This window comes from Halobacillus litoralis (assembly GCF_020524085.2).
Lineage (GTDB): Bacteria > Bacillota > Bacilli > Bacillales > Halobacillaceae > Halobacillus > Halobacillus litoralis_E.
In genome coordinates this window covers 282,400-301,941 of the sequence record NZ_CP129016.1, presented here as the reverse complement: position 1 = coordinate 301,941, position 19,542 = coordinate 282,400, and the positions used below count along the sequence as shown (strand labels likewise).

Genomic DNA, 19,542 nt, shown 5'->3' with positions numbered 1-19,542 from the left:
GTGTTTGAAGAGGCAACCAAACACTAGTATCTCCCTATTGTTTTACATGGAAATCCACTCCTTATCTATATGCTGTAAGTTAGCTGCCCAACTTTCAGGCTGCGAAAAATCACTAACAACAGCAATGTCGGTGCCTGAACCTAGTTGCTTTAGAGTGTTAATGTGGTGGGTGTCAGGCATTTTATCTGCACTTTGATCATTCAGTTTGACTTTTTACTAAGGAAAAAACCGATTATTTTAAAAGGAAAGTTAAAGGAGAATAAGTTATATTCTTTGAAGTGGAGGGTACGTTAACTAGGAAGCGTTGTCCCTATTTTTCTAAAAAAGAATCTTGTTAGAGTAATACTCTAAGGTGAATGAGGGCACTTGATTAAGGGTATAGATAAGGAAACCCTTGGCCAGAATCTTGACACCAACGAAAGCGAAACTACAAAAACTACATTACATTCACTCACTAGGAAGGGGAATTTCTCATGGCTGATGAAAATATAAGCAAAGGTTTAGTTGATGCTGCGTTTAAAAAGAAAGAATCAGAAGAACAAGAGGAAGTAAAAGAAGAGGAAAAAGCGACCGTAGGCGATATTATAACTTTCCAAAAAGACGGCCAACAGTTTGAAGCTGTCGTAACTTCTGCTAATTTACAAAATTCTGTTGTTTGCGACATGACTATTATGGATGATTTCCACGAGCGCAATTTAGATTTCGAAAAAACCGTTGTTGCTCATACAAACTACAGTATTAAAAAACGTCGCGACGTGTAAGTTCAACAATAGTAATATAAAAAAGAGCAACACACTTATCAAGTGTGTTGCTCTTTTTTTTAGTGTGGGTAAGCGTGGGGGCCAGATACCATAGCATGTAGTATTTTTACTTAGCCAGATAGTTCTTTAGTGGATTCCAGTAGTTTTCCGTCCACCCTTTAGTCAAGTGTTCTCCTTGACCTTCTGGAAATCCGATATGTTCAAACTGTAAGAGTGTTCCTTCTTCTACAACTTCAAACACGAAGGAGACGAGCGAATATTTCCCTTCCTCCCAATTTCCAGCCCTCCAGGCTTGGACAATTCTTTGATTTTGAGCAAGCTCTATTGTTCTTCCCGTTATCATACCACCGAATAGGGAGAACGAACCTCCTTCAGCTGGTTGTATCTCTGTGGGTGCGCCTCCTGACATCTCAGAAAATTGATCAGCATCTGTTAGTACACCATATAACTTATCTGGAGTTGTTTTAAATAGCACTTCTTCATTAATTTGATTATTCATGATTATTTTTGCCTTCCTTCTAGTTAGGATTTTTTAATAGACCACGGATCCACACCGATGTCTACCCCCTCTGCAATTCCTTTACAGCGTTCCATATAATGGGTCCAGCCATCGTTGTTGGAGTGGATTTTTTCGATTGGGATGTCATAATGAGTTAATTTTAATAAAGTTCCGTTATCCTGCTCTTCTAACAGGAATTCTACGGTGCTCGTTCCGGGAGGCATGATATCAGAACCTTCCCATCCCCAGGTCATCACAATTTTTTCATTTTGGACAATTTCTTTGTACTCTCCTAAAGCGATGTTGTCTCCATCAATATCAATGCGGAATCTGCCTTGAATCCTGGGCTCCATTAGAATTTGTCTGCCCATCCACTTCTGCATCTTCCCAGGGTCAATAAAAAACGAAAACAGTGTCTGAGGACGACATTCAATGAATATTTCTTTGTTAATCGTTTCCTTTTTCATGATGTTGTCGTTCCTCCTCTTCTGCTGCTTCTTTTAAACGGATAAGACTGTCCTCCCAAAATTGATCAATGAAATTTTTTAGATCTACAAAGCCTTCTCTTCTTACTTGATAATATCGTCTTACTCCTTCTTTTCTCATTTTCACTAAACCGGATTTTTCTAATACTTTTAAATGTTGAGAGACCGCAGGGGCTGAAATACTGAAATGCGAAGCAATTTCAGTAGATGTTAGTTCCTCATCTCTCAAAAGCTCCAAGATTTCTAGACGTGTCGGTACCGATAACGATTGTATAGTTTGAATGATCATCATGCATTTAATTTAGCACCCATTTAATTAAGTGTCAAGTTAATTAAGTTATAACTTAATTATAAAACGTTGCTCAATGATTTGGTATTAAAAGAAGACTGTTCTCCAAATGGTGTTGTATTGATATAGAGCAAAGGGTTATGAAATTTTACGTTATTGCCCAGATGGAGGTGACGGTCCATTAAGGAGTTGGTTCATTCAAAAAGCGCACCTATGTACGAAGCGGGTAGGAACCTACATTGATTTGTTTTTTATTATTGATCATAATATGAGGATTATGATCACTGATAAATTCAAAAACTTTGGTAATAAGGGTGTGAGAAAGATTATGGAGAGGAGGAGGTTGTCTTAAGATCATAAAATGGATGTATCAAGATAATTCATCATGGTATTTGTAAACGTTTACAAAGTTGACACAACCAACTTCGATACAATCGGTAAATGGTGTTATAATAAGAGTGTAAAGAAGATAACAAAAACAAATAAACAACTTAGGTGGCTCAACCATCGCGAGTTCGTTTCCGAACGAACGAAAATCACAGCCGATGAAAGAATGTTCATCTGATGTATGAGGATGAAAAAAACAGTCTTGATTGGGGCAGGTGATACAGCTATCTACAGATGGTAGGGAGTGGGGTAAGGCTTTGTAAGGCGATTCCCATTTGAAGTTAGATTGAGGGTTGAGTAAGGAAACAAAGAGCATTCCCTTAGTTGGTGCTTTCTCTCTTCTTTTGAAGTTAAAAAAGAAGATGGGAAGAAAAATTGGACTTAACTGGATAAGGAAACGAATTCCCCGTAGAATTGTCCTTCGAGAAAGTCTGGAATCCAAAAAAAATGTGTAGGATCAAGGATGATTCTTACATGGTTGGGTCACCTAAGTTGTTTAATCAAGCCCTGGCACTTCCTTGAGTGCCAGGGCTTTTTAAGCAGTCATGGTTAGATAGAAGGGTTTAGTTGCCTTAATTTGTTTTCAATCTCCTGTATAACGATGTGATTGGTTTTCACTCTGGCATAATGTTTGTTTTCTCCTTCTACAATGTGCCACTTACTTTCTGGATGCGATGTGTGCTGGAACATATCCTCTACAGCTTCTTCATACATCTCCCACTTGGAACGATTTCTCCAGTCCTCATCCGTGATTTTCCATATTTTTAAAGGGTCTTTTTCTCTTTCTTGAAATCGTTTCAGTTGTTCTTCTTTAGAAATGTGCAGCCATACTTTGATGACGACATATCGATCTTGAGCAAGGAGATGTTCAAATTGAACAATTTCGTTGTAGGCTCGATTCCATTCGGAAACAGAAGCGAAATTCTCGACTCTTTCCACAAGGACGCGGCCATACCATGAACGATCAAAGATTGCTATTTTCCCGTACGGGGGAATCTTGTTCCAGAAGCGTTTGAGATAATGGTGTCTTTTTTCGTTCGTGGAAGGAGCGGCAATGGCATGTACCTCAAAACCGCGCGGATCGAGTCCACTGGTTAACCTCTTGATCGCGCCTCCTTTTCCTGAAGCATCCCAGCCTTCAAAAACAACAATGACGCCTAATTGATGATCGTAGATGGATCGCTGCAACTGGAGTAACTTCAACTGTGACTGTTTCATTTCCTTCTTATATTCCTTTTTGTCTATGCTCAAGGAAAGATCTACAGATTCTAGCATGTCGTCATCTCCTTTAAGTCTTATATCATGATCAAACCTTCTCTTTCTATATTCTTCAGGACTAACCGGAAGCCTTTTAAATATCATCATTATAAAAACGAAAATGAAAAACATGGAAGCGGAGTAGGAGGGGAAATGAAGAAAAGCAGGGGCTGAATCAGCCTCCTGCTTCTGCTTAATTATTTCAAATTTTGACGGTTTATTAACTCAGCTACAACAAAAGCGAGGTCGTCATTTCCATAGAGAGACAACACTTCAAGCAGAGTCTCAGGGTCGATGTGATCGGACTCCTGCTTCGGTACGGTCAGCTCCATGGCATCGATCAATTCTTTATTTTTATCTTGATAAGGATAGGCCTCTTGATAAATGGCTACAGGATCTAAGTCATGGTTGATGCACCACTGGGCAAAAAGCAGAATCATCATTTTTTCGCCTTTTTGATAATTACGAATCACTTCTTCTTCATTGTTCCGATCCACACGGCATGCCTCCTTCGTAAGCGGGGACGGTTTTCTATACTTGAAACAGTTTCTTCCTCCCATGATATCAGATATTTATGAAAGCATGGTCTTTGGCCTCCATCCATGTTTCTTTTTCTAAGATGCGTATAACGAAAAAAGCAGGAGGCGAGAGGCCTCCTGCTTCTTACTTACGCGTTATGGTAAGCTAAATCTTTCTTTTTCTTCAAATCAAAACGATCCGCGTTCATCACTTTTACCCAGGCAGCCACAAAGTCGTGTACAAACTTCTCTTTGTTATCTTCCTGTGCATACACTTCACCGAGCGAACGCAGGACAGAGTTGGATCCGAAGACGAGGTCGACGCGTGTCGCTTTTCTGACCAGTTCGCCTGTTTGACGATCGCGGCCTTCGTATTCATTGTAATCACTCGGCTTCCACTCGATGCCCATATCAAGAAGGTTCACGAAAAAGTCGTTCGTCAGTGTGCCGACTTTGTCTGTGAATACGCCGTAGTCAGTGTCTTTGTAGTTGGCACCAAGTACGCGCATACCACCGACGAGTACTGTCATTTCCGGTGCAGAAAGACCAAGGAGCTGTGCTTTATCGACAAGCAGTTCCTCAGGGCTCAACGTATATCTCTTCTTCTCATAGTTACGGAATCCATCTGCCATCGGCTCAAGGACTTCGAAGCTTTCTTCGTCCGTTTGTTCTTGTGTGGCATCGCCGCGTCCGGAGACGAATGGAACCGTGACTTCGACACCTGCATCTTTGGCCGCTTTTTCTACAGCTGCGCTTCCGCCCAGGACAATTAAATCAGCAAGGCTGACTTCTTTGTCGAACTGTTTTTGAATGCCTTCATAGACAGCAAGCACTTTGGAAAGCTGTTGGGGTTCGTTCACTTCCCAGTCTTTTTGTGGAGTGAGTCGGATGCGTGCGCCGTTCGCACCGCCACGCATGTCAGATCCACGGTATGTGCTTGCTGCAGCCCAGGCTGTCTTAACAAGTTCACTGACAGAAAGGCTGGAGTCGAGAATTTTTTCTTTCAACTCTGCTACTTCAGCGTCCGTCAATTCATAATTCACCGTAGGGATTGGATCCTGCCAGATCAAGTCTTCATCCGGAACTTCTGGTCCTAGATATCTTGCTTTTGGTCCCATGTCACGGTGAAGCAGCTTGAACCATGCACGTGCAAAGGCATCGGCGAATTCATCCGGGTTCTGGTGGAAACGACGGGAAATCTTCTCATAATCAGGATCCATACGAAGAGCCATATCGGCGGTCGTCATAAATGTAGGAACTTTTACTGATGGATCTTCCGCATCTGGAGCCAGGTCCTCTTTTTTAGGATTGACAGGCGCCCATTGGTTGGCCCCTGCTGCACTCTTCGTCAATTCCCATTCGTAGCCGAATAAAAGGTCATAGTAGCCGTTGTCCCAAACGGTCGGGTTCGCTGTCCATGCACCATCGACACCACTTGTGATCGTGTCGCGGCCTTTTCCGCTTCCGTGAGAGCTCGCCCAGCCTAAGCCTTGATCTTCAATGTCAGCCGCTTCTGGGGAAGCACCGACTTTGTCAGGATCGCCAGCCCCGTGCGCTTTACCGAAGGTGTGACCACCGGCGACTAAGGCGACGGTTTCTTCATCGTTCATTCCCATGCGGCCGAAGGTATCACGGATGTCGCGTGCACTTGCAAGCGGGTCGGGGTTGCCATTTGGACCTTCTGGGTTTACATAGATGAGTCCCATCTGAACGGCAGCGAGTGGGCTTTCAAGTTCGCGATCGCCGGAGTAACGATTGTCGCCGAGCCATTCTTTTTCATTGCCCCAATAGACATCTTCTTCTGGATGCCAGATGTCCTCGCGTCCTGCACCAAAGCCAAAGGTTTTCAAGCCCATGGATTCAAGCGCGACGTTTCCAGTAAGTACGAGCAGGTCTGCCCATGAAATTTTATTGCCATATTTCTGTTTGATCGGCCAAAGCAGGCGGCGGGCTTTATCGAGGTTCGCGTTATCCGGCCAGCTGTTCAGAGGAGCGAAACGCTGGTTTCCTGTAGCACCACCACCGCGTCCATCTCCTGTACGATACGTACCGGCTGCGTGCTAGGACATACGAATGAAAAGGGGACCATAATGTCCATAGTCTGCCGGCCACCAGTCTTGATTATCTGTCATAAGCTCATGCAAGTCCTGCTTCAGGGCGTAATAATCGAGTTTGTTGAATTCTTCTTCATAATCGAAGTCTTCTCCCATCGGGTTCGACTTTTTATCATGCTGACGTAAAATATGCAGGTTCAGCTGGTTGGGCCACCAGTCTTTGTTCGTTGTGCCGACTTTCGTTGTCGTTACGGCGCTTTCTTCTTTCGTTTTTTCGTGGGTTACGGGACATTTTCCAGCTTGGCTGTCATGCATTTCATTTTTGTCCATGAATGATACCCTCCTATATTTGTGAAAAAATTATAATCGATCTCAGATTATAATTATAATAAAAAAGGACGAATTTTGAAAGGAAGAACCCTCTGATTTGCTTGGAAAATTTTATTTCATTGAAAGTGGTATGTAAGTGAATCATATTTTAATAGATCTATAATGTTGATGAATCAGTGAGGGGGAGAGGCGGGGGCTATTATTAAGAGGCCTGCATATGGGTACGCATAGATTCGAGGAAAAGTCTTCTTTTTCCTAATACAAATTCATTGAAAAATATTCCCATTGTGTATAGCATGAAAGCATTGATTCTAGTAAACGATGCACCCAAACAAACATAGAAATCCAGTCGATGAGATAGGGGAATGAATGTGCGTCATCTATCAAACTACTTATACATATTCTATTCTTTCGTGTTCGCCTTGAATGTCGTTCACGTGTTTTGGAACCATCCTACTTTGTACACCATCATAGGAATCCTTGGGATCGTCATGCTGGCGATCAGTTTTCCTCGTTCGGACCGCGTGTTCAAGATCCTGGGAATGGTGCTTTTAGTCGCCGGTGCGTTTTTCTTTTTCTCGAGTGAGACGACCTTTCAGGAGATTCCCTCGTTCTTTGCAGGGAACATTGGACTTCTCTTCCTATTATCCATGCTTCCATGGATGAATAGTGTCGTGAAAGCGGGAAGGTATAACAAACTCCTGCAATCCTTATTAGGGAGTAACGCCAAAGGACTAGGTTCCTTATATGTCCGAAGTGAAGTCACCATGGTCTCTCTGGCTGCTTTCCTGAACTTGTCTTCCGCAACCATTTCCCAGGACTTGTTGAAGGAACAGTTGAAAGATGTGAAAACGAAGGTGAAGAACAGCTTCATTTTAATGGCGACACTGCGTGGGTATTCGCTTGCTTTGTTATGGAGCCCACTTGAAATCCTGCTGGCGACTTCGATTTTCATTACAGGAGCGAATTATTTAGAGGTGCTTCCTTGGATGCTGCTGATTGCCGTTCTTGGTATCTTTATGGATTCATTCATTGGGAAGATGATGTTTCGTAAATACGAGATTGAAGCAACATCTTCCATAGAAAAAGGGACAGGGAAAAGCGGGAAGAAACTGGTCCAGTTCATTGTTGCGCTCGTCCTGTTTTTAGCGGTTGTCGTATTTTTAGGCAACGTCATCCAGCTGGACTTTCTTTTTGCTGTGACCGTATCGATCTTCCCATTCGCTTTCACATGGGCGGTGCTCGTGAAGCGGAAGAGAAGTTTCCTTCAGATCGGCTGGCCGACATGGAAATGGAAGACGAACCACTTGAGCAACTTCATCGTTCTCCTGCTGTCGCTTTCCTTTTTAACAGAGACGTTGAATGCTTCGCCATACTTGAAGTATTTACAGGATCCTCTGATTGCGCTTGAGGGAAGTCCGCTTCTCATCATGCTCTTCATACAAGCCGCTTTCCTTGTGATGACGCTGTTAGGTGTTCATCCGCTTGCAACGATGGGGATCTTTGGTGGTGTCAGTGAATTGTTGATCGGAACGTTCCCGGAGGTGACGCTGACCATTCTACTGTCTGCCTGTGCGATCGCGACCGTACCATCCGCCCCTTATGGCCTGATTGTTACGATTACTTCTGTAGCTTTACGGATGAATCCCTATCAGATTGTGCTTAGAAATCTGCCATATAGCATTTTGCTAGGCTTCTTAGGGATAGGAATCTCGCTCCTTACACTACTCGTTTATTAACTATCTTCTTTTCTATTTAGAAGAGAAGACCCAAGAACAATCGTAACCATGTTTGAATAAGAACGGGGCGGTAGAAGGTCATCTTCTACCGCCCCGTTTTTGTATTTATATTATTCAGGGGCACGTAATTCGTTTTCTGTCACCCACTTGTGATTAGTCACATCCTGCTCACCGTCAACGGTTGTAAAGTCTACCATGTAGACAGTGGTTTGTTCAGCTGTGTCGATGGTCGCCTTTGCACCATCCATTCCTTCCATATGATCAGCCGCTAGCGTCACTGCTGTTCCTTCTGAGAAAGGAGCATTTTCTGCATTTTTAAGCTCTTCATGTATGATCCATTTGTGATTCGTTACCGGATCTCCACCGGTGGTCGGGGTGAAAGATACGGCATAAGCAGTGGTATCGAAAGCACCTGTCACGGTAGCCACTGCACCCTTCATCATTGGGTCATGACCCTCCGCATGCTCTGCTTCAATAATTACCTGATCGCCTTCTTTATAGACAGGGCTTTCGGCAGGCTGCAATCCATCTGGAACTTTTCCATCACTGGACATGTTGTGACCATGTCCTTCTTTTATAGAATGATCATCTTTCATTTCACCATTGCTCATTTCATCCTGACTCGTTTCTTCTACTGTCGGAGGTTCTTCACTATTTTTCTCAAGATCCTGATTTTCACTATTCCCACACGCGCTTATAACCAGAAGCAGGCTGAACAAGATGGTGATGACATAACCATTTTTCATTACGCATTTCTCCCTTTTCTTTATGATGGAAAACAATATACCAAATTTTTCTTATGTAGAGAAATGACAAATGTCTTAAAAATAATAAATTGAATCTAAGGATATAAAGCGGTGAAGACAGGATGAAGAAAAAGTCTATAAAAAATCCATAAAATCTGCACAATTGCTGGGGATAGACGTATAGACACTGTAAGTTAATTTATATACAGTACAGGGTATAGGTATTGTAAAGGAGGAGGAATGACAATGGGTGGAATGATGGACGGTAGTGGAATGGGAAACAGCTTCTTCGGGGGCTTTTTCGGCTTTGGATTGATTCTCTTGATTCTGATCATCGCTATTTTTTTCATTGTCAGGTGGATGATGAAACCTCATGCAAAAGAGCAGAATTCAAGTAATCGAGTGCGTGGGGAGTCAGGGTCAAAAGAGGTATTGAAGAAACGTCTGGCAAGCGGGGAAATCACAGAAGAAGAATACGACCGCTTGAAAAAGAAATTAGATGACTGAAGTTGGAGGTGCAAAAGATGAACAGGATGTGGTTCGGTTCATTTATGATTCTCGCGCTCATTGCCATAGGAGTATGGGTGTTTTTCCAATCTCCATTTATGGATCAGAAGAGCTCAAGGGAGTTAAACACTAGTGAAGAAGGAACAAGTATTCTCGAAATTCAACCGATAGAAGCCGGCAGCCGGCCGACCAAACAGTTTGAACTAACGGCGGAAGAAACCGAGTGGGAAATACAAAAGGGGGAGTCTGTCCAGGCCTGGACCTATAATGGAAAGGTCCCTGGAGAGTCCTTACGCGTTGAAGAGGGTGATTTAGTCCAGGTCGAACTGCACAATGAATTAGATGTTCCTGTCACCATTCATTGGCACGGCGTTATTCTTCCGAATCGGATGGATGGAGTTCCAGGGGGTGACCCAGGATGCCGTAGAACCGGGAGAGTCCTTTACTTATGAGTTTATAGCAGATGATCCTGGAACGTATTGGTATCATTCACACCAACATAGTTCTCTCCAGGTAGACAAAGGGTTATATGGGCCACTTGTTGTTGAAGAAAAAGGGGAGAAACCGGAACATGATGAGGTGTTCATTTTAGATGAATGGGCGGTTCACCAGGACCGTGAGAACTGGACGAACATGGGTGGCATGATGATGGGCTCTATGCAGGGGAGATGGTGAAGCAGATACGAAAGAAATGTACGATACTTTCACAGTGAACGGTAAAGCTGGGGAAGCAATCGAACCTTTGAGAATGGAAGAAGGAGAATCGGCGAGACTTCGTTTTGTTAATGCCGGATACCAGCTGCACCGACTCGTTTTTCCTGAAGGATCGATGAAAACGATCGCTGTCGATGCGGAACCTGTGCAAAGCTCTGGTGAAAACAATGTGTTGGAAATTGCTCCGGGTGAACGGATCGATGTCTTATATACGAAGGGGGAAGGAGATGAAATCATCGGGGAAACGCCCTCGATTGAAAACTCTCAGGATATGCGGATCACTGTCCTCTCTTCAGATTCCGGTGGAGAGAATCTACAAGTGAATGCCAAAGATGCGGCAACCAGCAAAGGGACCTCCCATGCGAGTGAGGATCTGCTCTTTGAGACTATACCGGATGTGGACGTATCGTACGATATGAATCTCAGTATGGGGATGAATATGGGAGAAGGAATGACGTGGCAGATCAACGATCGTGTTTTCCCTGATACACCGCCGATTCAAGTGGAAAAAGGAGACATCGTAAGAGTGGATATCGCCAATGAAGGCCGCTTGAATCATCCCATGCATTTGCATGGCCATCGTTTTCAAGTAGAAGCAGAAGATGGGGGAGCGGTAGTGAAAGATCTGATTAACGTAAAACCTGGAGAATCGTATACGATTTATTTCGAAGCGGACAATAAAGGGGAATGGTTATTCCATTGTCATGATAATAACCATGCGGATCGTGGCATGGTCACCATAGTAGATTACAAAAGTGTTTTTTCACCCTTCGAACTGAATCAGACGAATCAGCCTTAATTTACAGAAATGGAGGTTTAAAAGATGAGTGAAGAACATTCTCATGAAAAACATGAAGAGCATCATCATGAAGAGTCTCATGAAGGCCACGATCATTCTCACGAAGGTCATGATCACGGGGCGATGATTGATGATTTTAAGCGAAGGTTTTATATATCTTTAATCATAACCATCCCTATTCTCATCCTATCTCCTATGATTCAGGAGCTTTTGGGATTCAGCTTCACGTTTCCGTTTGATCAATACGTGTTATTCGCTTTAGCTACATTCGTATTTTTCTACGGAGGATGGCCGTTCTTGACGGGGGCTATCGATGAACTGAAAAATAAAAACCCCGGGATGATGACTTTGATCGGGCTTGCCATATTCGTGGCCTACGCCTACAGTTCCCTCGTGGTATTCGGATGGTCGGGGAGAAACTTCTTCTGGGAGCTTGCGACTTTGATCGATATTATGCTCCTGGGTCATTGGATTGAAATGAAATCCGTGATGGGAGCTTCCAATGCCTTACAGGAATTGGTGAAGCTGATGCCAAGTGAGGCTCATCGCCTGACAGAAGACGATCAGGTCGAAGATGTGCCCGTCCATGAACTGAAAGAAAATGATCGAGTCCTCGTAAAGCCGGGAGAGAAAATTCCGGTGGATGGGAAAATTATAGATGGAAAGTCAGCGATTGATGAATCCATGCTTACTGGTGAGTCAGTACCGGTAGAGAAAGAAACGGGCGAAGAAGTGATCGGAGGTTCTATTAATAAAGAAGGAAGTCTCACACTGGAGGTAGAAAAGTTAGGAGACGACACTTATTTATCGCAAGTGATTACACTTGTGGAAGAAGCGCAGAATTCCAAATCCAAAGCACAGGATTTCGCGAATCGCGCAGCTAAATGGTTGTTCTACCTGGCTCTTGGCGCAGGGATCACAACGTTTGTGGTGTGGCTTGTCTTAGGCTTTTCCTTGGATGTAGCGTTAGAACGTATGGTCACTGTCATGGTCATCACATGTCCTCATGCTTTAGGGTTAGCAGCCCCTCTAGTTGTCGCGGTCTCTACTTCCCTTTCTGCAAAACAGGGGCTTCTCATCAGGAACCGGACACAGTTTGAAAATGCACGGAACGTTGACGCCGTTATTTTTGATAAAACAGGGACGCTCACAAAAGGGGAGTTCGGTGTGACCGACCTTATTCCAGAAGAAGACGATGAAAAGGACCTTCTCTATTGGGCGGCGAGTGCGGAGCAGAACTCTGAACACCCATTGGCTCAAGGTATTCTGAAGGAAGCAGAAGATCGGGAGGTCTCCCTTGGTAAGGTGGAAGACTTCGATTCTGTCACTGGAAAAGGATTGAAAGGAACGGTGGACGGAAAAGAAGTAAAAGTCATGAGCCCGGGATATATGAAAGAGAACGAACACGACTATGATCAGGACACGTTCAGCCGCTTATCGGAAGAAGGCAAAACGGTCGTCTTTGTCCTCCGGGATGACACCTATATTGGTATGATTGCCTTAGCTGATATGGTCCGGGATTCTGCGAAGCAAGCGGTTTCTGAATTGAAAGAAAGAGGCATCCGTTCCATCATGCTCACTGGGGATCATCAACGAGTGGCGGACTGGGTGGCTGAACAAATCGGGATTGATGAAGTGTATGCAGAAGTCATGCCGGATCACAAAGCGGATCAAGTGAAAAAAGTACAGGCAGAAGGCAGGAAAGTGGCGATGACCGGGGACGGAATCAATGATGCGCCTGCTCTCGCGACTGCCGATGTAGGAATCGCTATTGGAAGTGGAACCGATGTTGCAGTGGAAACGGCAGATATTGTACTTGTGAAAAGCAATCCAAGAGATATCGTATCCATCGTAACCTTATCCAAAAACACGTATAAGAAAATGGTTCAGAACTTATGGTGGGCAGCAGGGTATAACATCTTTTCCATTCCGCTGGCCGCAGGCGTTCTTGCTCCTGTCGGCATCGTGTTAAGCCCGGCTGTTGGAGCTGTCCTCATGAGTTTGAGCACAGTGATTGTAGCGATTAACGCAAAACTTCTCAAAGCATCCTGATTTCCATTTCCTGCACAGTTTCTGCACAAATAGAGGGTAGGATAAAAACAAATAGTTTTCCCCCTTGAAAATGAGAGGTTATATGAAACATAAAATATCAATTAAATTAGGGTTACTTTTCTTAATTTCGATGGTTTTGATTGAACTTTTGCTTTTTGCGGTATTATATACAACCGTTTCTTCCCATCGAATCAATGAAGTGATGGAGGGGTTATTGACGCGGGGGGCAGGTCATCGAGATGTGTTAGAGAATAACTTTAATGAATCCACTCTCGCTCACGTAGCCTTGATGGAATCGGAGGCGGTCACAGAAGTGATCATTACCGATGGGGATGGAAACATCTTATCGGAATCGTTTAATGAAGAAGCCTATCCTGAGGTATTCTATGAAGCGATTGACGGAAAGGCAGAAGAGAAGGAGAGGATCATTGAGGATGAATGGAGAACGGAGCCCTATGTGGCTACGGTCTCCACGATTATCGTGGAGAATGAACAGATCGGAAATGTGATCATGTTTTCTCCCTCTGAAGTGATTCGCAGCATCATTGGTCATTTAACACGCCAGTTTGTTCTTGTTATGATCGTCCTGATTTTGGTTACGATCCTGATTGTTGCCGCTCTGTCCAAATTTATTACGCGTCCTCTTATTCGGATGAAAGAAGTGACAGAGAACTTAAGTACCGGCAAAGTGGAAGAGTATCTTGATGAACATCCGAATGATGAGCTGGGGGTTCTCGCTTCGTCGATCAACCGATTATCTGAAGATCTCGAACGAATAAAAAGAGAGCGTCACGATTTTTTATCTGCAATCGCTCATGAACTGCGGACGCCTCTGACTTATGTCAAAGGCTATGCCGATGTGGCGGCAAAAAAGGAGACATCCTTCGAAGATAAAGATAAATACTTGAACATCATCAAAGAAGAAGCCACTCACTTGACGGACATGGTTCAGCAACTTTTTCAACTTGCAAAAATGGATGAAAATGCGTTTGCTATTGATCCTCGATCTGTTGACATGTCCATGGTTCTCAAAGAGGTAAAGGATCACCTGCATCCCCTCTTAGAGGAAAGGAAAGCCCAGTTGTTCGTAGATGTTCCATCAAATACGAGGATATATGCGGACCCTATGAGATTGAAACAGGTCTTTTTTAACATCGTGGATAATGCTCTCCGTTATGGTGGAGAAGAAACAAAGATAAAAATTGCAGCAGGAATAGAAAAACAGCACGTGGTCATCAGAATATCTGATGATGGGCCCGGAGTCCCCGAAAGCGCTTTGCCTTACTTGTTCGAACGGTTATATCGGGTGGATAAGGCGAGATCCAGAGAAATCGGAGGAACAGGACTAGGCCTTTCTATTGTACGGGAAATCATTGAAATGCATGGGGCAACCGTCAAAGCTTTTAATGATGAAGGGTTGACCATCTTGATCACTTGGCCAAAGGAAGATAATAATGAAAAGAATTCTTTTAGTCGATGATGAAAAGCGAATGTTAGACTTATTAGAACTATATTTGAACCCTCACGGATATGAAGCTCACAAAGTAACAACCGGGGCGGAAGGGTTGGAAGAACTGCGCACCTATGCTTATGACCTTGTTCTTCTGGATATTATGATGAAGGATATGGATGGAATGGAAACATGCCGGCGGATACGTACTTTCAGTAAGGTTCCCATCATTATGTTGACTGCAAAAGATCAGAAAGAAGACGTCATTCGTGGTTTGAAAACAGGAGCGGATGACTACATAACTAAGCCATTCGATGAAGAAATCCTTATTGCTCGAATAGAAGCCTTATTGAGGAGAGAAAATCCAAAGACCTCGATCGATGTGAATGGCTTGGAGTGGAATAGTGATACTTACGAATTGCGCTTCGGGAACGAGGAAATCGCTTTGACACCGAAAGAGTTTCAACTCTTAGGCCTACTGCTCAAACACCCGAATCATGTCTATGATAGAAATGATCTGCTCGATCTCGTATGGGGCATTCAATCAGACACAGGAGGAAGAACGATTGATTCCCATGTCCGTCACATCCGTGAGAAAATCCGGCGCTCAGGATTTCCGATTAATGACCACTTGAAGACGGTCTGGGGTGTCGGATACAAATGGATAAATAAGTAAAAAACACGTTTACTTATACGGGTACTGGGTATTATAAATATGTAAGCTTAAAATTATAAGGAGGAATAAAATTATGGCTCACCAGCAGTATCAGGAAACGCTGAAGGTTTTACATGAATGTATGGAGGCATGCAATCATTGTTATGATGCTTGTCTTAAAGAAGAAGACGTGAAAATGATGGCTGAGTGTATTCGTCTCGATCGTGAGTGTGCAGATATTTGTGGATACTTAGAAGCGGCGATTACAAGAGGTACTCCTTATGTAGCGGAACTCGCATCTGTTTGTGCGAAGATTTGTGATGATTGCGGGAAAGAATGTGCCAAGCATGATCATATGACCATTGCCAAGCGTGTGCGAAAGCCTGCCAGGAATGTGCAGATGCTTGCAGAAAGATTGCGTAACCTAATTAACAGATCAGCTTCTCAGCTGATCTGTTTTTATTTTGCATACAATACTTCTCCTATATCCTCTCGAAATAGTTTGCTACAGCAACTTTTTGGACAACGGATAAACTCCCAGGCTTTGAATGACGAGGGAGATCAACACTGTAGCAAAAGCTAACGATAGAAACATTTCATGATCACCCGTGTGCTGAACCTGAAAACTTAAAATGAGAAATACGGACATCGTCCCTTTAAGGCCGGACCATGAGATTACAGCTGATTCACGCCAGGAAAGTTCCTTGCGCCAATGGGGGAAAAGGGTTGTAGTGCCTGCGATAATGAGGAACCGCACGACCATCGACAGGATAAAGACCAGGAAAGCGAACCCCCAGACAGGTGAGCTTAGATAGGGAGCGGAGTTGATTCCTATCAGTAGGAATAGTAGAGACAGCAGCGAAATTTCAACGATTCCCCAAAAGCCATCCAAGGTATCCTTAAAATGTTCTTCTTTTATGGTTCGACCGTATTCAAAAGAGAGCATAAGACCAGCAGATACGGTGGCGATCACACCAGATACTCCAAGGTGTTCTGCCGGTTAAAGATGCCATAGGCCAGAACGATACTCAGCATCACCTGATATTCTTTGTTATGGGTGTAATGGATACCCTTGCTCATCAACCATCCGAATACAATGCCTAAACCTGCGCCTCCTAAGGAAACGACTAGAAACTCGCCCGTAAATGAAAGGAGAGAGAACTCCTCACGGCTTGTGTAGATGCCGAGAAGCACAGAAAACATTACGATACTCGTCCCATCATTAAGAAGTGATTCTCCTTCTACGACATCCGCTATTTTTTCATTCCCCGTAGAGTTCTTTAGGATGGATACAACGGATACAGGATCGGTGGGCGTTAGGATGGAAGCGAGAAGTAAAGCACCGATGAAAGAGAGAGAGAAAAAAGTTCCGCTGACGGCATAAACAACCCCCCCTAAGATTCCGAGCGTCAACAAGAGTCCGGCAGTAGCTAGAAAAAGGATGAAACCCATATGTTTTTTAAACTGCTCCGCCGGAAACCGGTAGGCGGAAACAAATAAGAGAGCGGGAAGAAATGCATGGTAAATCATATGTTCTGTTACTTCGATGGAAGAAAAGTAAGGAACGAAGGATAAACCGATGCCAATAAAAACAAGAACAGTAGGTACAGGTATGTTTTCTTGCTTTTTATCGAGGGTGAAGATGAAAAAGCCTATGAACAAGAGTAGGATTCCTTGAATGATGGACATGGTCGAGCCTCCTTTTTCTATGTATGGTTTGCCATTATCCTCTGGGTAAAATAATTAAACCTCATTCTACATGGCTGGATAATACGGCGAAGCCGACCGGACCGAAGGGGAAAGGCACACAGGTGTCGGTCATGTGATTCAGGATTGATTTGCGTATGAGAAAAGCCCGAACAAAGAATGCACGGGCCTTCATCACTGAGGATAGAGATAGAGTACAGGATATCAATTGAAGTTGTGAGATATCAATTGAATTTAGAATATATCAATTAAAATCCAAATATATCAATTGAAAATGGAGAATATCAACCAAGATGCTGTCATCCTTACTCTCCAAAAGCCTCCGGCAGCATTTTAAATCCATCCACTTCTGCATCTTCTTCCACTTCAATCATAATGCAGCGTTTCCCTTTGTAGTTGACCTGTCTGACAAACTGCAGGTCCTGGGGACTGATTGAAATATTGGCGATCTTTGTATTGATTTTAATCGATTTGGAGTTGTATTTCGGTACGATACTGCTTGCTTTCAGCTCATAGCCTTCATTATCGGTAATCTGTGCGAACGCGTGCTTCACTTTTTCAGAATCCACTTCTTCACCACTTGATTTCAAAACGCGCTCGACATCTCTGTAGTCGAGCTTCGGCGGGGTATCGTCTTCGTTTTCTTCTACGGTACGATTGATCTCACCATACACATTGGCAAGGGTGGAAGGGCTCAATTGGTCCCCGACAACATCACGGATGACTTCCTCGAAAATGGCTTTATCCTCTTTCGCCGTCATGATTTCTTCCCCGTTCAATACGTCTTCAATGAAGCGATAGTCCGGTTCGTTGGCTTTTCCGGCAGAGTAGAGGATATGGTTCACATCGGAAGCGCCGTCCGTAATGCCTGGGAAAAGGAAGCCGGTCATCGGGTTCTTCAAGTCAATGACAGGATCGACTTCAATTTTATATTTGAACTCTTTCTCGATATAGTCGAACTGGATTTCTTTTTTTCGGATCTTCGGTTTTATTGATGCTGCAGAGGATGAATGGGTTTGAATACACAGCGTCGCGGCTGCTTTCCTCTGATTCTTCACTGCGGCGTCTTGTCGGCTTCATATATTCTGCACGTATGAAGGAAATGACGACATCCTTCTCATAAGGGTGATCACGGATGATTTTTTCCGTCATCTGAAGCATTTGTTCCTTCCAGTCATCGACATGATTACTTAGTAGGCCTTTATGTAAAATCAGCTGGCTGCTGTCTTCGGCTTCACGCTGAAATTTCAGCTCGAATAACTTTTCGTCAAGCTGTCCGGTGAGAAGCTTTTTGAAGTTGTTCATATAGAGCTCTTGCTGGTCTTTATCGAGCATTTCAAATGGCTGGCTCTGGTGATGAAAAATCTCTGTCGTTTCTTTCATGATATAGACGTTGAAGATGTTCTTGATCTTCAGTAGGTCGTTCTCGACTTTAAGCTGCCTGCGGATGCCGGCGATGTCTTTTTTGTCCATCCATCGTTCACTCCTCATCTTTCGCTCGTTCTATAGTTCTCTTATTTTAACACAGGTACAGGGAGGAGGATAAGAAAAACAAGGAAGTCCGGCTGAGCTTCGTCGTATATCTTTGAACACGTGGTCATACATTTTTAGGGTGAACATTCTTACGAGGGAGGTGGAGTTTTTGAATAAAGAAATGGAGCAACTATTCAACCGCCTGATTGAAATTGAACACGTATCAACGACCTTATACTTAGCGATGTCTGCCTATATGGGGAAGAAGAATTATACAGGGATGGCCAAATGGCTGCGTCTTCAATCAGAGGAAGAACGAACACACATGCTGAAGTTGATCGATTATGTCGTGGATAAAGATGGAACGGTTCAGTTGTCTCAAATCCCTGCCCAGCCGACAGAATATGGTTCACCGCTCGAAACGTTCCAGAAGGTGTTGGAACATGAACAATTTGTCACCAATTCTTACCGCCAAGCTTTCAATTATGCGAACCAGACCGATCCCCAAGCGGCCGTCATCATCCAAGATTTCTTGAGGGAGCAAATTGATGAAGAAGCTCAGAGTCAAACGATTGTGGACCGGTTGAAACTTGCACAAGATAATCCATCAGCTATTTTATTGTTGGATCAAGAGTTAGGCCAAAGGCAGGCGGTATAGAATGGAAGGTCATCTTTGACTTGTATAACCTAACGGGAGTACTGGGACGGCCTTCAAAAGGAAAAGGATTCCCGCGTGAGGGAATCCTTTTTGTATTAGTTGTCTTGTTTTGCTTTTTTAGATTTGCGTGCTTTTTTAGCTTCTTGTTTGTGAGCTTCGTTAGCTGCTTCGCTGCCGAATTCCTGAGAGAATTCAGTGTCGGCTTGTTTAGGGTCAAATCCCTTTTTGTTCTTTTGTTCAGCGTCGTGTTTCTTTGTTCTTTTCGCCATGATTGTTCACCTCCGTCTCCTTCTTATTATGAATCGGAAGTGAATTTCTCATGTATGCCAGGGAAGAAATTCATCTAGAAACGATACGAAATCCAATGTATAATAAGTGAAGTTGAAAAAAATAGATGGAAGAAGCGTGTGTGCCTTCTTCCATCTATTTTTTCGTTGTACGTCAATGAGAAAGGAGGAGCAG

General features: G+C 43.6%; 19 protein-coding genes and 4 pseudogenes. 12 read left to right on the top strand and 11 right to left on the bottom strand.

Going from position 1 to position 19,542, the window contains the following annotated elements; all coding sequences use genetic code 11:
- Window positions 1-473 precede the first annotated feature (473 nt).
- A complete protein-coding gene (locus tag LC065_RS01650; RefSeq protein ID WP_160913950.1) occupies window positions 474-761 on the top strand; it encodes a YkvS family protein in 288 nt (95 codons plus the stop codon).
- A gap of 106 nt (window positions 762-867) precedes the next feature.
- Here LC065_RS01650 and LC065_RS01645 read toward each other — a convergent pair whose 3' ends face one another.
- The 6 genes and pseudogenes from LC065_RS01645 to katG form a co-directional block, all read right to left on the bottom strand.
- The gene (locus LC065_RS01645) at window positions 868-1,260 is read right to left on the bottom strand and encodes an SRPBCC domain-containing protein (RefSeq protein ID WP_226593847.1); all 393 of its coding nucleotides are present in this window, start codon (window positions 1,258-1,260) and stop codon (window positions 868-870) included.
- 23 nt (window positions 1,261-1,283) lie between these two features.
- A complete protein-coding gene (locus LC065_RS01640; RefSeq protein WP_226593848.1) occupies window positions 1,284-1,727 on the bottom strand; it encodes an SRPBCC family protein in 444 nt (147 codons plus the stop codon).
- Entirely contained in the window at window positions 1,708-2,037 is a 330-nt protein-coding gene (locus tag LC065_RS01635) for an ArsR/SmtB family transcription factor (RefSeq protein WP_226593849.1), read from the bottom strand. The genes LC065_RS01640 and LC065_RS01635 overlap by 20 nt, the downstream gene beginning before the upstream one ends.
- Window positions 2,038-2,970: 933 nt before the next feature.
- Window positions 2,971-3,696 carry a polyphosphate kinase 2 family protein gene (locus LC065_RS01630; protein WP_226593850.1) on the bottom strand — a complete coding sequence of 242 codons (726 nt, stop codon included), beginning with the start codon at window positions 3,694-3,696 and terminating at the stop codon, window positions 2,971-2,973.
- A 179-nt stretch (window positions 3,697-3,875) separates the two neighbouring features.
- Entirely contained in the window at window positions 3,876-4,175 is a 300-nt protein-coding gene (locus LC065_RS01625; protein WP_226593851.1) for a hypothetical protein, read from the bottom strand.
- Window positions 4,176-4,345: 170 nt separating this feature from the next.
- Window positions 4,346-6,580 (bottom strand): annotated as a pseudogene (katG, locus tag LC065_RS01620) (catalase/peroxidase HPI).
- A gap of 365 nt (window positions 6,581-6,945) precedes the next feature.
- On the opposite strand from katG, the gene LC065_RS01615 reads away from it, so the two are divergent.
- Entirely contained in the window at window positions 6,946-8,319 is a 1,374-nt protein-coding gene (locus LC065_RS01615) for a hypothetical protein (RefSeq protein ID WP_226593853.1), read from the top strand.
- 110 nt (window positions 8,320-8,429) lie between these two features.
- On the opposite strand, the gene LC065_RS01610 is transcribed toward LC065_RS01615, so the two are convergent.
- Window positions 8,430-9,065 carry a YdhK family protein gene (locus LC065_RS01610; protein ID WP_226593854.1) on the bottom strand — a complete coding sequence of 212 codons (636 nt, stop codon included), beginning with the start codon at window positions 9,063-9,065 and terminating at the stop codon, window positions 8,430-8,432.
- A gap of 246 nt (window positions 9,066-9,311) precedes the next feature.
- Between LC065_RS01610 and LC065_RS01605 the strand changes: the two genes are divergently transcribed.
- The 9 genes and pseudogenes from LC065_RS01605 to LC065_RS01565 all read left to right on the top strand — a co-directional run bounded on the left by LC065_RS01605 (window position 9,312) and on the right by LC065_RS01565 (window position 15,665).
- Window positions 9,312-9,572, top strand: a complete 261-nt coding sequence (locus tag LC065_RS01605) for an SHOCT domain-containing protein (RefSeq protein WP_226593855.1) — start codon at window positions 9,312-9,314, stop codon at window positions 9,570-9,572.
- A 17-nt stretch (window positions 9,573-9,589) separates the two neighbouring features.
- On the top strand, window positions 9,590-10,024 hold the full coding sequence (locus tag LC065_RS01600; RefSeq protein WP_306163703.1) for a multicopper oxidase domain-containing protein: 435 nt from the start codon (window positions 9,590-9,592) through the stop codon (window positions 10,022-10,024).
- Window positions 9,981-10,247 (top strand): multicopper oxidase domain-containing protein, encoded by a 267-nt coding sequence (locus LC065_RS01595; RefSeq protein ID WP_306163702.1) that lies wholly within the window; start codon window positions 9,981-9,983, stop codon window positions 10,245-10,247. Before LC065_RS01600 ends, LC065_RS01595 begins: the two co-directional genes overlap by 44 nt.
- Window positions 10,248-10,260: 13 nt before the next feature.
- A pseudogene (locus LC065_RS01590) lies at window positions 10,261-10,488 on the top strand (multicopper oxidase family protein); the annotation flags it as partial.
- Between the two features lie 69 nt (window positions 10,489-10,557).
- The gene (locus LC065_RS01585) at window positions 10,558-11,085 is read left to right on the top strand and encodes a multicopper oxidase domain-containing protein (protein ID WP_371933435.1); all 528 of its coding nucleotides are present in this window, start codon (window positions 10,558-10,560) and stop codon (window positions 11,083-11,085) included.
- A gap of 24 nt (window positions 11,086-11,109) precedes the next feature.
- Entirely contained in the window at window positions 11,110-13,137 is a 2,028-nt protein-coding gene (locus LC065_RS01580; protein ID WP_226593858.1) for a heavy metal translocating P-type ATPase, read from the top strand.
- Window positions 13,138-13,219: 82 nt separating this feature from the next.
- Window positions 13,220-14,617 (top strand): sensor histidine kinase, encoded by a 1,398-nt coding sequence (locus tag LC065_RS01575; protein WP_226593859.1) that lies wholly within the window; start codon window positions 13,220-13,222, stop codon window positions 14,615-14,617.
- Complete coding sequence (locus tag LC065_RS01570) at window positions 14,592-15,263, top strand: response regulator transcription factor (RefSeq protein WP_226593860.1); 672 nt, start codon at window positions 14,592-14,594, stop codon at window positions 15,261-15,263. The genes LC065_RS01575 and LC065_RS01570 overlap by 26 nt, the downstream gene beginning before the upstream one ends.
- A 73-nt stretch (window positions 15,264-15,336) precedes the next feature.
- A pseudogene (locus tag LC065_RS01565) lies at window positions 15,337-15,665 on the top strand (four-helix bundle copper-binding protein).
- A gap of 82 nt (window positions 15,666-15,747) precedes the next feature.
- Here LC065_RS01565 and LC065_RS20310 read toward each other — a convergent pair.
- From LC065_RS20310 to LC065_RS01555, 3 genes and pseudogenes are all read right to left on the bottom strand, one after another.
- The gene (locus LC065_RS20310) at window positions 15,748-16,188 is read right to left on the bottom strand and encodes a cation:proton antiporter domain-containing protein (RefSeq protein ID WP_371933434.1); all 441 of its coding nucleotides are present in this window, start codon (window positions 16,186-16,188) and stop codon (window positions 15,748-15,750) included.
- Window positions 16,189-16,211: 23 nt separating this feature from the next.
- Entirely contained in the window at window positions 16,212-16,931 is a 720-nt protein-coding gene (locus LC065_RS20305) for a cation:proton antiporter domain-containing protein (RefSeq protein WP_371933384.1), read from the bottom strand.
- A gap of 323 nt (window positions 16,932-17,254) precedes the next feature.
- Window positions 17,255-18,422: pseudogene (locus LC065_RS01555) on the bottom strand (DUF4317 domain-containing protein).
- Between the two features lie 181 nt (window positions 18,423-18,603).
- Here LC065_RS01555 and LC065_RS01550 point away from each other — a divergent pair.
- Window positions 18,604-19,080, top strand: a complete 477-nt coding sequence (locus tag LC065_RS01550) for a ferritin (protein WP_371933433.1) — start codon at window positions 18,604-18,606, stop codon at window positions 19,078-19,080.
- Between the two features lie 95 nt (window positions 19,081-19,175).
- On the opposite strand, the gene LC065_RS01545 is transcribed toward LC065_RS01550, so the two are convergent.
- Window positions 19,176-19,349: a hypothetical protein gene (locus LC065_RS01545; protein ID WP_226593866.1), complete on the bottom strand. Its 174-nt coding sequence runs from the start codon at window positions 19,347-19,349 to the stop codon at window positions 19,176-19,178.
- Between the last annotated feature and the right edge of the window lie 193 nt (window positions 19,350-19,542).

Excerpts from the sequence above, each read along its gene's own strand:
- LC065_RS01650 (WP_160913950.1), top strand. The coding sequence starts at position 474 with ATGGCTGATGAAAATATAAGCAAAGGTTTAGTTGATGCTGCGTTTAAA.
- LC065_RS01645 (WP_226593847.1), bottom strand. The coding sequence starts at position 1,260 with ATGAATAATCAAATTAATGAAGAAGTGCTATTTAAAACAACTCCAGAT.
- LC065_RS01640 (WP_226593848.1), bottom strand. The coding sequence starts at position 1,727 with ATGAAAAAGGAAACGATTAACAAAGAAATATTCATTGAATGTCGTCCT.
- LC065_RS01635 (WP_226593849.1), bottom strand. The coding sequence starts at position 2,037 with ATGATGATCATTCAAACTATACAATCGTTATCGGTACCGACACGTCTA.
- LC065_RS01630 (WP_226593850.1), bottom strand. The coding sequence starts at position 3,696 with ATGCTAGAATCTGTAGATCTTTCCTTGAGCATAGACAAAAAGGAATAT.
- LC065_RS01615 (WP_226593853.1), top strand. The coding sequence starts at position 6,946 with ATGAATGTGCGTCATCTATCAAACTACTTATACATATTCTATTCTTTC.
- LC065_RS01610 (WP_226593854.1), bottom strand. The coding sequence starts at position 9,065 with ATGAAAAATGGTTATGTCATCACCATCTTGTTCAGCCTGCTTCTGGTT.
- LC065_RS01605 (WP_226593855.1), top strand. The coding sequence starts at position 9,312 with ATGGGTGGAATGATGGACGGTAGTGGAATGGGAAACAGCTTCTTCGGG.
- LC065_RS01600 (WP_306163703.1), top strand. The coding sequence starts at position 9,590 with ATGAACAGGATGTGGTTCGGTTCATTTATGATTCTCGCGCTCATTGCC.
- LC065_RS01585 (WP_371933435.1), top strand. The coding sequence starts at position 10,558 with ATGCGGATCACTGTCCTCTCTTCAGATTCCGGTGGAGAGAATCTACAA.
- LC065_RS01580 (WP_226593858.1), top strand. The coding sequence starts at position 11,110 with ATGAGTGAAGAACATTCTCATGAAAAACATGAAGAGCATCATCATGAA.
- LC065_RS01575 (WP_226593859.1), top strand. The coding sequence starts at position 13,220 with ATGAAACATAAAATATCAATTAAATTAGGGTTACTTTTCTTAATTTCG.
- LC065_RS01570 (WP_226593860.1), top strand. The coding sequence starts at position 14,592 with ATGAAAAGAATTCTTTTAGTCGATGATGAAAAGCGAATGTTAGACTTA.
- LC065_RS20310 (WP_371933434.1), bottom strand. The coding sequence starts at position 16,188 with ATGCTCTCTTTTGAATACGGTCGAACCATAAAAGAAGAACATTTTAAG.
- LC065_RS20305 (WP_371933384.1), bottom strand. The coding sequence starts at position 16,931 with ATGTCCATCATTCAAGGAATCCTACTCTTGTTCATAGGCTTTTTCATC.
- LC065_RS01550 (WP_371933433.1), top strand. The coding sequence starts at position 18,604 with ATGGAGCAACTATTCAACCGCCTGATTGAAATTGAACACGTATCAACG.
- LC065_RS01545 (WP_226593866.1), bottom strand. The coding sequence starts at position 19,349 with ATGGCGAAAAGAACAAAGAAACACGACGCTGAACAAAAGAACAAAAAG.